General features: G+C 68.9%; 12 protein-coding genes. 8 read left to right on the top strand and 4 right to left on the bottom strand.

The genetic code is table 11. The features are described from left to right. Positions 1-90 precede the first annotated feature (90 nt). Positions 91-1,146, top strand: coding sequence for a DNA topoisomerase IB (locus D7T59_RS04620; protein ID WP_180851090.1), 1,056 nt, complete (start codon positions 91-93; stop codon positions 1,144-1,146). Here the strand turns inward: D7T59_RS04620 and D7T59_RS04615 are convergent. Further along, a complete protein-coding gene (locus D7T59_RS04615) occupies positions 1,124-1,432 on the bottom strand; it encodes a hypothetical protein (protein WP_164137143.1) in 309 nt (102 codons plus the stop codon). The two genes, D7T59_RS04620 and D7T59_RS04615, sit on opposite strands and share 23 nt — an antisense overlap. A gap of 166 nt (positions 1,433-1,598) precedes the next feature. Between D7T59_RS04615 and D7T59_RS04610 the strand changes: the two genes are divergently transcribed. Beyond that, entirely contained in the window at positions 1,599-3,014 is a 1,416-nt protein-coding gene (locus D7T59_RS04610; RefSeq protein WP_180851089.1) for an XVIPCD domain-containing protein, read from the top strand. Positions 3,015-3,017: 3 nt separating this feature from the next. Continuing rightward, on the top strand, positions 3,018-3,818 hold the full coding sequence (locus D7T59_RS04605; protein WP_180851088.1) for a hypothetical protein: 801 nt from the start codon (positions 3,018-3,020) through the stop codon (positions 3,816-3,818). Here D7T59_RS04605 and D7T59_RS04600 read toward each other — a convergent pair. Both D7T59_RS04600 and D7T59_RS04595 read right to left on the bottom strand, forming a co-directional pair. Beyond that, positions 3,753-4,889, bottom strand: a complete 1,137-nt coding sequence (locus D7T59_RS04600) for a serine hydrolase domain-containing protein (RefSeq protein WP_180851087.1) — start codon at positions 4,887-4,889, stop codon at positions 3,753-3,755. The genes D7T59_RS04605 and D7T59_RS04600 overlap by 66 nt on opposite strands. A gap of 141 nt (positions 4,890-5,030) precedes the next feature. Continuing rightward, positions 5,031-5,978 (bottom strand): helix-turn-helix transcriptional regulator, encoded by a 948-nt coding sequence (locus D7T59_RS04595; protein WP_180851086.1) that lies wholly within the window; start codon positions 5,976-5,978, stop codon positions 5,031-5,033. Between the two features lie 130 nt (positions 5,979-6,108). On the opposite strand from D7T59_RS04595, the gene D7T59_RS04590 reads away from it, so the two are divergent. From D7T59_RS04590 to D7T59_RS04570, 5 genes are all read left to right on the top strand, one after another. Beyond that, entirely contained in the window at positions 6,109-6,501 is a 393-nt protein-coding gene (locus D7T59_RS04590; RefSeq protein ID WP_239506904.1) for a hypothetical protein, read from the top strand. Then, positions 6,491-7,711, top strand: a complete 1,221-nt coding sequence (locus D7T59_RS04585) for an MFS transporter (RefSeq protein ID WP_164137148.1) — start codon at positions 6,491-6,493, stop codon at positions 7,709-7,711. The genes D7T59_RS04590 and D7T59_RS04585 overlap by 11 nt, the downstream gene beginning before the upstream one ends. A 17-nt stretch (positions 7,712-7,728) precedes the next feature. Further along, the gene (locus tag D7T59_RS04580) at positions 7,729-9,984 is read left to right on the top strand and encodes a TonB-dependent receptor (RefSeq protein WP_180851085.1); all 2,256 of its coding nucleotides are present in this window, start codon (positions 7,729-7,731) and stop codon (positions 9,982-9,984) included. Between the two features lie 108 nt (positions 9,985-10,092). Continuing rightward, the gene (locus tag D7T59_RS04575) at positions 10,093-10,479 is read left to right on the top strand and encodes a BlaI/MecI/CopY family transcriptional regulator (protein ID WP_049430885.1); all 387 of its coding nucleotides are present in this window, start codon (positions 10,093-10,095) and stop codon (positions 10,477-10,479) included. A gap of 3 nt (positions 10,480-10,482) precedes the next feature. Next, positions 10,483-12,477, top strand: coding sequence for a M56 family metallopeptidase (locus tag D7T59_RS04570; RefSeq protein ID WP_180851084.1), 1,995 nt, complete (start codon positions 10,483-10,485; stop codon positions 12,475-12,477). A 67-nt stretch (positions 12,478-12,544) separates the two neighbouring features. Here D7T59_RS04570 and D7T59_RS04565 read toward each other — a convergent pair whose 3' ends face one another. Beyond that, complete coding sequence (locus tag D7T59_RS04565; protein WP_180851030.1) at positions 12,545-12,859, bottom strand: I78 family peptidase inhibitor; 315 nt, start codon at positions 12,857-12,859, stop codon at positions 12,545-12,547. Positions 12,860-12,894 lie beyond the last annotated feature (35 nt).

Below are 12,894 nucleotides of genomic sequence, written 5' to 3'. Positions count from 1 at the left end.
AAAGCCCGAGCATAGCGGCGAACCGACCCTCACGTGTTTGTCTTGTGTTATCGACAGGATCACTGCGCCGCACCGGTGACACTGCCGGACATGCCAACACCCGCCACTCCGGAACAACAGGCCGCGCGCGCTGCGGGCCTGCGCTATGTCGATGACACCCAGCCCGGCATCAGCCGCCGCCGCGCTGGCAAGGGCTTCAGCTACCGCGATGCCGATGGCCACGTGCTACGCGATGCCACCACCCTGCAACGCATCCGTGCGCTGGCGATTCCGCCGGCCTACACCGCGGTGTGGATCTGCGCCCATGCCAATGGACACCTGCAGGCGACCGGCCGCGATGCGCGCGGACGCAAGCAGTACCGCTATCACGCCGACTGGGCCAAGGAGCGCGACGCCGGCAAGTTCGACCGCATCATTGCCTTTGGTGAGTCCCTGCCTGCACTGCGGCGGCGGTTGTCGCGCGATCTCAAGCGGCCCGGCTTCCCGAAAGAGAAAGTGCTGGCCATGGTGGTCGCGCTGCTGGCCGACACGCTGGTGCGGGTGGGCAACGAAACCTATGCGCAGCAGAACCGTTCGTTCGGGCTGACCACACTGCGCAACCGCCATCTGGAACTGCTGCGCGGCGGCCGGGTGCGCATGCGCTTCCGCGGCAAGTCCGGGCAGCTTCAGGAAGTGACCGTGGGCGACCGCAGGCTGGGGCTGCTGGTACGCCGCCTGCAGCAGCTGCCGGGGCAGGCGCTGTTCCAGTACCGCGATGACGATGGTGCGCTGCAGCCGGTGGATTCCGGCGCGGTGAACGACTACCTGCGCGAGGTGATGGGCGAGGACTTCACCGCCAAGGATTTCCGCACCTGGGGCGGCACGGTGGCGGCGGTGCAGGCGTTTGCCGCCACCGAGCTGCCGGAACCGGCCAGCCAGCGCGCGCTGGCGCAGGCGCAGCGCGCGGTGGTGTGCGAAGTGGCATCGCTGCTGGGCAACACGCCGGCGGTGTGCCGCAAGGCCTACATCGACCCGTGCGTGTTCGCCGGCTGGGAGCGCGGCGAACTGGCCAAGCTGGCCGGCCTGCGCGGGCCTCGCCAGTGGGAACAGGCCACCCTGCGCGTGCTGCGCAGGGCGCGCCGGCTCAGCCGCAGTAGATCGCGGTGATGTTGTTGGTGCGGCCCTTCTCGATGGTCAGGCGGTCACCGCCTTCGCTGGCCGGCGGCACCCGCGGGCCGTCGTGGCGCAGCACCCGCACGTGCAGGCTGTCGCTGTCCACGCGTGCCCGCGCCACGGTGGCGTCCGAAGCGGCCAGTCCGAGTGCGCCGCGGACCATGTCGCTGTGGCACTGGCCGGAAATCACACCGTCGATCGGCTGCACCTGGGCTATGGGCGAGCTGCTGCAGGCCGCGAGGGCAACGGTGAGTACAGCCACGCTGAATGCGCGCATCATGGTGCAGCTCCGTGGTGGTGAGGGCGCCAGCGTGACGCCCGCTGTGTGGTGATCGCATGAATGGCCCGCCCGCATCGCAGCGACGGTGCGGGTGTGCGGCGTGTCAAAGCCCTGTTCGACCGCCTGGGGTAGGCTGCCCATTCCCGATCACGTTCAAGGAAAGATCATGCCGGAGATGGATATCAACGCAGCGGCCGATGAAGTCGTCGCCCTGTTGCGGCAGAACGACGCCCTTGGCGCGGCCGCGCGCCTGCAGGCCCTGCACAACGGCCAGAGTGCGGTGGTGCAGGAATCGCTGGATCGCTACATCGCGGCGCGGGGTGCCACCGAGCTTGAGGCGCTGCGACGGAGCGGTGGCGTATCCGCCGCGGATGCGGCCACGGTCAACCCGATGCTGGAGCGCCTGGGTGAGGCGACGCGCCCTCCGCGCATGCCCGATGCAGCAGAGACCGCGGGCCTGAGCCAGGCCCAGCAGTACGACGTGTACGGCAGCATCGTGGCCCAGCGCGGCAACGCCGCAGCGCACGATGCGATGGCCACCCAGGATCGTGTGGTGCTGGGGTTGCGTGATGAGAACCGCACGACCGAGGCGCGCGGGCGTGGTGTCTACGACGACCGCATCGTGGTGCTGTGGAAGGATGCGCAGGGCCACGGCCATGTGCGCGAGTTCAACCAGGCCACGACAGAGCCGACGGCCCAGTACGACGGTCACGCCAAGACCACGCCACGCAGCCCCGGCTTCGGCAACGTGGCGCCGCGTACCAAGACCGAGGGCGAGGACGTCAACGGCGACCGGGTCAAGGATCTTGGACGGTTGGGCGAAGGCACCACCGAGATGCGCGCGACCACGCATCCGCGCAACGGCCATCCCGATGAGTTCGCGTTGCGTCCTTCGCAGGCGGCCATCACCGCCGGTGCTGGCCGGGTGGAGCGCGACAGCAATGGTGATGGCTGGTTCGATGCCCGCGATACCCAGGGCGTGCAGGACCTCAACGATACCTTCAAGATCCATCGTGGCAGCCGGTCCAACACCGATTCGGCGGGCTGCCAGACCATCGGCGGCGGCGAGTACGACGACTTCGTGGCGACGGTACGCGGTACTCCTGGGCAGAACCGTTGGCAGTATGTGCTGACCTCGGTTGCGCCGGGCCAGGCGCGCGAGCTGGGACAGGACGCGCCGCTCGCGGCCAATGGCGATCCCCGGCAGCCGCAGCATCGCGACCATGCCCTGCAGCAGCAGATCAGCACGCACCTGCAGGCCTTGGGCGGACGCTACGCCGAGCACGCCGATGAATACAGTCTGGTGATGCTGCGCGAAGCGAAGGCCGCAGGCATCACCCGGGTCGACCAGATCGTGGCCAGCAATCCCAGTGGTGGCCGCGCCGCGGGCGAGACACTGTTCCTGGTGCAGGGCAGTCCGGGCGATCCTGCGGCAGTGCGCGCAGGCGTCAACGCAGCCGAAGTGCGCGAGACCACGGTGGAAACCAGCCTGCGCCAGCTGCAGCAGCAAGCGCGCGAACAGGGTGCGCCGGCGCCAGCGCCTGCACAGCAGCAGGAAGCGCCGGCGATGGGAGGGCGTTGAACGATGGCCCGTCAACCCTTGATGTCCGGTCTGCCGTTGGCGCTGCTGCTGGCGTGCAGCGCATGTGCGCCTGCCGGTGAGCGCACCGCTGCAGCCCCGGTTGCCACGCCCGCAGCGGCGCCAACCGCGCAACCTTCTTCGCTCGATCGTGGCCTGCCCGGGTTGCCGGAAGCCTCCGGCAGCGCGCATGCCGGAGGCCGTCACGGCGCGCTGCCCGAGCCCGCCCGGCGGGTACTGCAGCAGCTGAAGTGCGACGTCGCCGGCGCGCACGACGCGCTGGTGGTTTCGATTCCGGGGCAGCAGGGCGAGGCCGACGTCATGGTGACCGACCAGAGTGGACCGCGCTTCCGCTACTGGTTGCGCTCGTTCTCCGGCGGTGGCGGGAAAACCGGCTATCTGGTGCAGTTGAAGGGGTGCCCGGCCAGCACCACCGGCATGCGTGCCTATATCGCTGAGGCAACCGGACCGCTGCAGGACGTCACCGGCGCACTGCTGGCGCAGGCCAGCCTGCCGGATGACACGGCGTTGGCGGCCTACCAGGACAATGGGGCGGGTGAACTGTTTGCTTTCACCGGGCAGCTGGACAAGGTGCCGGTGCTGCGCTGGGTGCTCGAAGCTGATCCAGACCAGCCGCTGGGCGAGGACGCGCGCACCTTCGACCATGGCAATGCCGTGCATGCCGGATTCCTGCGCTGGAACCAGGATCATTTCGAGGTGACGCAGACCCTCCCCGCAGCGCTATGGCCGTGCAACGATGGACCGCTGCTGCCCTGCACGGGCGACCGCTTTGTCATCGGCCGCTGAGGCAGCGCCGGCGTGGAAGTCGGCGATACGTGGAATGAAGCGCTGCGGATTGGCGCCGACCAGGTTGGTCAGCACCACCACCGCCACGCCGCGCTCGGGATACACCACGAAGGCCGAGCGTGCACCGCCGATGCCGGCGACCTGCAGGTCGGGCGTTGCCTGCAGCACGGGCCAACCGCCGGCCCAGGGGCCGGCACGACCATCGGCCAGACGCTCTGCCGACCACATGCGTGCACGCGCGGCGTCACCCAGCAGGCGGCCTTCGGTCAGTGCGACCAGCCAGCGTGCGGTGTCGTCGGCGGTGGTGAGGATGCCGCCGCCGGCCCACAGTGAGGGCGGTATGTCGTAGAACCAGTGCGACAGGCGTGGCGGCGTATTGGCTGCATCGGTCGCGCGCGGCGCCAGGCTGTACATCGTCGCCACATCCGGAATCAGGTCGTAGCTGTCGCCGAAGGTGGTGCGCGCCATGCGCGCGCCGCTGAACTGGGCAGTGGCGAGGAAGCGCTCGTAGGGCATGCCTGATTGCTGCGCGATGATCCGCGCCAGCAGCACGTAGTTGGTCTGGTTGTAGGCAAAGCGCTGCCCGGGTGCGGCGTCGACCGGGCGCGCGGTGACCGCCGCCCATGCCTGCGCCTCGGACCCACCGCCCAGCAGTCCCTTCGCATCGAGGATGTCTGGAAGGCCCGAGGTGTGGGCCAGCAGTTGGCGCAGGCGCACGTCCTTCCATGCCGCGGGAAGATCATCCAGGTAGCGCGAGGCGGGCGCGTCCAGATCCAATCGCCCCTGTTCGGCCAGCTGTGCGATGGCCACCCCGGTGAACGCCTTGGTGGCGGAGTTGAGCGGGAAGCGGGTGTCGCGCGAGGCGAGCACGCCGTTCTCCACATTGGCCAGCCCGTAGGCTTCGGACAATACGATCTGGCCATCCTTGACCACTGCGATCTGCAGCCCGGGAATGCGCTCATCGCGCATGATCTGCCGGATCAGGCGGCGGGTCTGGTCGTTGGCCTGGTCCTGGCTGGCTGACACAGTGGGCAGGGGCAGGGCGGCGAACGGCAGGGCGCTGATGAGCATGAGCACGACTCGAAGCGTTGGGCGGAACATGCGGGAGTCCGGCGGGCGTCGAGGATCGGATGCAGTGGGCGCGGAAAAGGTTTAAGCGGAACCTGTGTTGCGTGGGCAGGTTCCGGGCTGGCGCGCAGGCCGCGCACGCGGCTAGCGGATGCGGGAGGGCGACCGCCCGAACTGCCGCTTGAACGCGGCGCTGAAGCTGCTGGTATGGGCGTACCCGGCAAGGCTGGCCGCCACGTCCACCGATACCCGCCGTTGCAGCAGCGCATCGTGTGCCCGTTGCAGGCGCAATGCACGCAGCCAGGCGGCGATGCTGCTGCCGTGCAGCTGCTGGAAGGTGCTTTGCAGGTCGACGGCGTTGGTTCCCAGCCTGCGTGCCATCTGGTTGATGGTCAGGCCATCGGCCTCGCCGCTCTGCAGCCACTGCTGCAACTGGTCCACGCAACGCCGCAGATGCGCGCTGGGGGCAGGCGCGTCGCGTTCGGCGACCACGGATCGGATCGCGCTGGCCGCGACGTCCAGCGCAAAGCTCTCGCGCTGCAGGCTGGCCAGCAGAGGCGGCTCCGCCGCTTCTGTCCCGAACAACGCAGCGGCTCGCCGCAGCAGCGGCGCAGGCGGCTGCCATGCCTGGTTGCGCGCGTGGCTCAGGCGCAGGCGGCTGAGTCCGGCCGACGCAATGCCATCGAGCTGGCGCGACAACCAGTCCTGGCCGAGGTGCAGGCTGACCTTGGTTTCCTCACGACCCGCCTGCCAATGGCGCTGGAACGCTTCCTCCTCGCGAAGGTGGACCAGCATCGCCGGGTTCCCGGCCCGGCGGCTGTCCATCTGCAGGCGCTGGTTGGCGATGACCACTTCGGCCTGCCCCTGCAGCAGGAAACTGGCGGTGAGGCCCGCAGGCAGGCAGTTCTGGCTGCGGCCGCCGACCATGTCCTGGCTGCGGCTGAGATAGAGCACCAGGCCGCAGTCCATCGACTGCACCTGCTGCCAGCCGGCCAGCACCGGCAGCGCATCGGGAAGGCCCGATTCAAAGTCGACCCGGCCGCCCAGCGCGTGCGCGGCGCTCATCAGTTCGGCGCAGGAATAGACCTGCATGCAAGGCACCCACGGAATGCTGTCGTGCCTAAATTTTCTTTCGTCGCGCCTAAACTTTCAACGGTATTGCAAATTATTCTCATTTGCGGGGCGGGTCGCCGCCCCTTTTCCCTGTTCAGCAACAAGGTCGATGGCAATGGGTCTGGTGATCAACGAGGCGGTGGTGCTGCGTGCCGTCTTCCACGGGGCGGTGGATGCGGACCAGATCCGGTACTGGCTGGACCGCGTGCAGGCGCTGATCGCGGCCCGCCGTCCCTTCTACTTCGTCGCCACCACCGCGCCCGGTGCCACCTTCTGCGACGACTACCGTGCGCTGCAGGCAGTCTGGTACAAGCAGTACAAGGCCGCCTTCCGGCAGTACTGCCAAGGCCTGGTACGCATCGCCAGCAGCGCCGCCGAGCAGCTGCGGCTGGATGCGCCGGCGCTGCACGCGGCCTGGGCCGTACCCTATTTCGTCACCACCGATGCCGGCGCGGGCATGCGCTGGATTGGCGAGCAGCTGGAGCAGGCCGATGCGCACTGAGCGCGCCGCCGCCTCGCCGTTCGGCCTGGGCGTGATCGTTGCGCTGTACATGGCACATGCACTGCCCCTGTACTTCTACAACGTGGCGGTGCCGGCCATCCTGCGCAGCCAGGGCGTGGATCTGCGCTGGATCGGCATGCTGTCGCTGCTGTACCTGCCGTGGGCGCTCAAATTCCTGTGGGCACCCCTGGTCGACCGCTGGCATCTGCCGGCCCTCGGCCGCCGCCGCAGCTGGCTGTGGCTGACCCAGTTGCTGCTGCTGTCCGGAATACTGGTGCTGGCCTTCACCGGCCTGGACCATGGCCTGACAGTGTTCGTGCTGGTCGGCATGTGGATCTCGACCATCGCCGCTACCCAGGACATCGCCATCGACGGCTACACCGTGGAGGCGCTGGCTCCCGCCGAGCACCGGCTGGGCAGCATGGCGCAGAGCGTCGGCGTGGCCCTGGGCAGCATGATCGGTGGCGCCGGCGTGCTGTGGCTGTATGAAACCCGCGGCTGGAACGTGGCCCTGCTCAGCCTGGCTGCAATGAGCGCGCTGACCCTTCTGGCGGTACAGCAGATCAATGAAACGCCGGCCAGGCCCGACGCGCCGCGGCCGAGCGTCCTGCGCGCGCTGCGCCGTCAGGAGCTGCGCTGGGCGCTGTTGCTGATCGTGCTGTACCGGGTGGTCGAAGCACCGGCCATGGCAATGATCAATCCGCTGCTGGTGGACCAGCAGTTCAGCCTGACCGAAATCGGGCTGCTGATCTCGGTCGGGGGCGCCGGTACCGGCATGCTGGCAGCCGTTGCGGCAGCCTGGCTGCTCAAGCATCGGCGCGCCGAGCAGCTGCTGATGCATGCCGGCTGGTGGCGCACGGCGCTGTATGTGCTGTTGGCGCTGATGCTCTACAGCGGCGCGGTGGCGACGTCACGGCTTGGCCTGGGCGCGCTGGTGATCGCCCTGCTGGCCCTGCGCTATGTGGCGATGACCAGCCTGTATGCCTTGTTCATGAGGGTCAGTTCGCGGCAACAGGCCGGCACCGACTTCACCCTGCTGGTGTGCTTCGAGCTGCTGGTCAATTTCATCGGCGGCGCATTGTCCGGCTTCCTCGCCAAGGGCATGGGCTACCCCACCTACTACATCGCGCTGGCCACGGTTTCGGCGCTTGGACTGTTGCTGTGCGGGCCGCTGATGCGCCGCTTCGCAGCACCTGTGAACTCCCCCTGATACGCAACGAGGACACCATGCGGCATACCGCAGCAACCCTTCCGCTGGCTGTGCTGGCGATGGCCATCAGTGGCCAGCTGGCGGCGCAGAATGCGTCCGCTACGGCCGGCACCCGGCAACTGGATGCGGTGAGTGTCACCGCCGTGCGAGGCGCACGCAGCGTGGCCGAGATCGCCGGCACCGTATATGCCATCGAGCACGAACAGATTGTCCAGCAGATCACCGCCGGGCGCAGCACGGCCGACATCCTCGGCCAGCTGGTGCCGTCGCTGGCGCCGGCCAGCGGGACCACCAGCAACTACGGCATGACCATGCGCGGCCGCAGCGTGCAGGTGATGATCGATGGCGTGCCGCTGACCGGCGCACGCGATGGGTCGCGCCAGCTCAACAGCATCTCGCCGACCATGATCGAGCGCATCGAGGTGATCTCCGGCGCCACCGCGCTGTATGGCGCCGGTGCCAGTGGCGGCATCATCAACATCATCACCCTGCAGTCCGGCGAGCAGCCGGTGCAGCTGGCCAGCCAGTTCGGTCTGCGCAGTCCTTCGCACCTGTCCAGTGACACGTTGGCCTGGAACGCCGCGCAGACCATGACCGTGCGCGGCGATCAGTTCAGTGGCGCGTTCGGCTTCGCCTATGGCCGGCAGGGCGCCTCGCTGGATGCGCATGGCCGCCGCATCGGCCCGGAGATCGCGCAGACCGATCGCCAGGACACCGAGATCCGCGAACTCAATGCGCGCCTGGACTGGACCCCGACGGAAAGCCAGCAGTTCAGCGTCGGTGTCCGCTGGTTCGACGATCAGCAGGACAGCGATCATGGCCCCGACTATGGCCCGCGCCTGGCAGCGCTGTTCAGCCCTGCGTTCACGCCCAGCCACCAGGCGCTGCCCGGCCTGCAGCTGGAGGCACAGCCACGTACGCGCCATCAGGGGGTCAACGCGCAGTACCGCAACCGCGACCTGCCGGGCGGGCAGGAACTGAGCATGGAAGCCTATTACCGCAACGAGCAGGGACGCTGGTTCCCGTCGGTGTCGACCCTGGTGCATCCGGCACTGCGCGGTGGCTTTGCCTACGTGGCGATGCAGTCCAATACCGATATCGATGTGTGGGGCCTGCGCACGGCACTGCACAAGGGTTTCGACGTGGCGGGCCGCAGCCTGCAGCTGTCGTACGGCGTGGATCACGAGCGTGAACAGGACAGCCAGCGCGGGCAGATGTACGACATCAACCGCTTCATCGCCAGCAACGGCCTCGATTACAGGCCGACGGCGCAGTACGCGATGGGACCGGACGTGCGCGTGGACACCACGGGCCTGTTCCTGCAGGCGGACCATGCACTGAGCGAGCGCTTCAGCGTGCAGGCCGGCGTGCGCCACCAGATCCTGCGCAACCGGGTCGAGGATTCGCTTCCCTACACTGAAGCCATCACTGCCGATGCTGTTCCGGGGTATGCGCCGCGCCCGCTGCAGGGTGGACGCGTGCGTCACGCGCAGACTCTGTTCAATGCCGGCGTGGTGTACCGGCTGGATGCATCGCAACAGCTGTTCGCCAACGTCTCGCAGGGCTTCAGCCTGCCCGACACCCAGCGCATGCTGCGCGATGTACCGGCAAGCTTCGTCATCGACAGCCGCAACATCGGCCCGATCAAGGTCGACAGCTACGAGCTGGGCTGGCGCCGCAGCGATGCATCGCTGCAGAGCGCGGTGACCGTGTTCTACAACCGCTCGGACAAGACCGTGCAGTTCAACCGCGACTACAGCGTGTCGGTGGCCGACACCGACGAGCGGGTGTGGGGCGTGGAGGCGAACCTGCGCTACACGCCAGCCACGCAGCTGGAACTGGGCGCGAGCCTTGCCAGCACCCGTGGGCAGTACCGCGATGCTGCCGGACGCTGGCGCGAGCTCAATGCGTTCCGCGTTTCACCGCTGAAGGCCGGTGTGCATGGGCAGTGGCGCTTCGCCAATGACAGCCTGCTGCGGCTGCAGGGGCAGGTGGTGGGCGGAACCGATCGCGCCTGGCGTGATGCACCGGCTGCTGCAATCAGCCCCAGCATCCGCGCAACCCCGGCCGCGAAGATCCACGGCTATGCGGTGTTCGACCTGATCGGCGAAGTACCCGTGGCCGGAGGGCGCTTGAGCGCTGGCATCTACAACCTGGCTGATCGTGACTACCGCACGGTCTATGGCCAGCAGGCCGAGGCGACCTACGGAAAGATGTCCAGCCTTCCGGCGGCGGGGCGGACCTTCTCGATCGGGTACCGGGTGGAGTACTGAGGAAGGCGAGCACCGCCCTACCGTTCGTCGGCCCATGACTTCCGGGGGGTTGACTACAGTTGTCGTCACGCAGAAAGTGACGACACGTGTAGTCAAGGGAGTGGTGTCATGCGTGGCAAGACCATCGGGGACCAGGAGCTGGCCCTGCTGCAGTACATCGATGAACATGCGCCGGCCAGCGTCGGCGAGGTCGCCAGTGGCTACGGGGAGGCCCGTGGCCTGGCCCGTTCCACCGTGCTGACGATGATGGAGCGGCTGCGGGCGAAGGGGTATCTTCAGCGCCAGCAGCAGGACGGCGTCTACCGCTACCAGGCCACCCGTGGCCCGCAGAGCGTACTGCAGGGGGCCGTGGCCCAGTTCGTCGACAACACCCTGCAGGGTTCGGTGTCGCCGTTCGTGGCCTACCTGTCGCAGCGCCAGCAGGTCAGCGACAACGAGCTGGCCGAGCTGGAAGCGCTGGTCGCCCAACTCCAATCGCGTCGCCACGAGGGCTGAGCCATGGACACCACGATGCTGATCCCGATGTTGGAGCGGCTGGGCTGGACCAGCCTGCAGACCGTGCTGCTGGTGGCCCTGGTGTACGGCCTGTGCCGCGCGCTGCCGTCGCTGTCGGCGGCTACCCGCTGCCGCCTGTGGTGGCTGGTGTCGCTGCAGGCCGTGCTCGGCCTGTTCTGGAGCCAGCCGTTGCAGCTGGCCTGGCTGCCGGCCCCCCAGGCCGTGGCGATGACCGCTACCGAAGTGGCCACCGAGGCGCTTCACCCGTTGGCGCCGGAGGCCTCGGCACAGCTGCTGGCCGCGATGCCGATGCCTGCCGCCGAGGTGCCGGCGGTGGCCTGGTGGGCCGTTGCATTGGCCGCGCTATGGCTGTCCGGCGTGCTGCTGATGGCCCTGCGCACCTTCGGTGAGTGGCGCCGCTGCCGCGCACTGCTGGCTGCGGCGTATCCCTGCGAGGATGAGGCGCTGGTGCAGGCCCTGCAGCTGGCCGCCGATGCGCACGGCGTGCGTCCGGCGCCGCGGTTGTGGATGAGTACGCAGGTGGACGCACCGCAGGTGATCGGTCCGTTCCGCCCGGTGCTGCTGCTGCCCGCCGGCGACAACGCGCTGCAGGGCGATGCGCTGGACCTGGCACTGACCCACGAACTGCAGCACCTGCAGCGGCGTGACCTGCAGTGGGGCCTGCTGCCCGCACTGGCCCAGCACCTGTTCTTCTTCCACCCGCTGCTGCGCCTGTCGGTGCGCGAATACGCCCAGGCCCGCGAGGAAGCCGTGGATGCGGCCGTGGTTGGCCAGCACGGCGCCAGCCGCCAGGCCTATGGCCGCCTGTTGCTGCAGCTGGGCGTGGCCCCGCAGCCGCATCTGGGTGTGGCCAGCGCCGCACCGAGCACCACCAGCCTCAAGCGTCGCCTGCTCTCGCTGCAGCCGCGCCGGGCCTGCCCGCGCATCCTGGCGATGGCGCTGACCGCTGTGGTGGTGGTGGTGGGCGTGGCGCCGATGCGGCTGGTCGCAGCGCCGGTGCCGCCGGCCCCGCCCGTGCCTCCTGCAGCACCGAAGGCCGTGGTGCCGCCGCCGCCGAAGGCACCGGAAGCACCGCCCGCACCACCTTCGGCCGCGCGCGTTCCGGCCGTGCCGGTGGCCCCCGCGCCGCCCGCCGAGCCGGCTGACGTCGAGGCGCTGTCCGGTCCGGACGATGCGGATGTGGCGGTCGACGTGGATGTCGATGTCGATACCGGCATGCACGGTGAACACACGACCTCCCGCACCACCTCCATCACCACCTACGGCCGCCTGGACCTGGGCAAATCGCCGCCGGAGGCCTTCGTGCTGGTCGATGGCGATTCGACTTTCGCCAACGGCGGCATGGACGATGTGACGGTAGCCCGCAGGCAGCTCGGCAAGGGCCCGGCGCTGTGGTTCCGCAAGGGTGACAAGCGCTACGTGGTGCGAGATCCGATGATGATCCAGACCCTGCAGCGTGCCTATGCCGGTGCAGCGGACCTCGGTCGCCAGCAGAGCGAGCTGGGCCGCCAGCAGAGTGCGCTGGGTCGCCAGCAGAGCGACCTTGGCAAGCAGATGGGTGAGATGGGGCGTCTGCAGGGCGAGGAGGCGCGTCGCATGGCGCTGGCCGCAGCGGAGGCCGCGCGCAGTGCGATGGCCGCGCATGACATCAACCGCGAAGCGGCGGCGGAAGCGGCGAAAGCGGCGCGGGGCGCGACCAACGACGCGGCGGTTGCGCGTGAGGCCGCACGTGAGGCTGCCGCCGAGGCGCGTCGTGCGATGCAGGAAGTGGACAACGAAACCGCGCGTGCCAGCCACACCCGTGCCATGCAGCGTGTGGCCAGCCAGCAGTCTGAACTGGCCAGCCGCCAGGCCGCGCTGGGCAGCCAGCAGGCCGCGTTGGGCGAGCGCCAGGCGCGCGTGCATGCGCAGGCATCGCAGCAGGCACAGCAGGTGATCGCGCGCGCACTGGCCAGCGGCAAGGCCGAGCGACTCTGATCGGTAGTGCCGGCCGCCGGCCGGCAATGTGGGGTGCCGGCCWGCGGCCGSCACTACCCTGGGAACATCAACCGCAGCTGGCGCGCTCGATGCGGTTCTGCGCGTCCACCTGCACGGTCACGCGGTCCTGGCGGAAATCCATGGTCACCGCCATGCCCGGCTTGACCACCCGCGCGTTGCGGGCGCCGCTGTCGGCCACCAGCTTCTTGATGGTGGCTTCGTCGGCGGTCTTGCCGGTGAAGGCGTCCAGCGCCTCCGGCCTGCATTCGTGCGCGGCATCGGCCACGGGTGCTGGCGCGGGATCGTGGGTGGTGCTGCTGCCGGCATGACTGCAGGCGGCCAGCGGCAGGATGGCGAGCAGGACAAGGGGGTTGAGGCGCATCGTCGGGCTCCAGGCGTGGATGGTGGCGGCAGTGT

Source organism: Stenotrophomonas maltophilia (assembly GCF_013464915.1).
Taxonomy (GTDB): Bacteria; Pseudomonadota; Gammaproteobacteria; order Xanthomonadales; family Xanthomonadaceae; genus Stenotrophomonas; species Stenotrophomonas maltophilia_AT.
The sequence above is the reverse complement of the archived record's forward strand: the minus strand, read 5'-3'. Positions and strand labels throughout refer to the sequence as shown.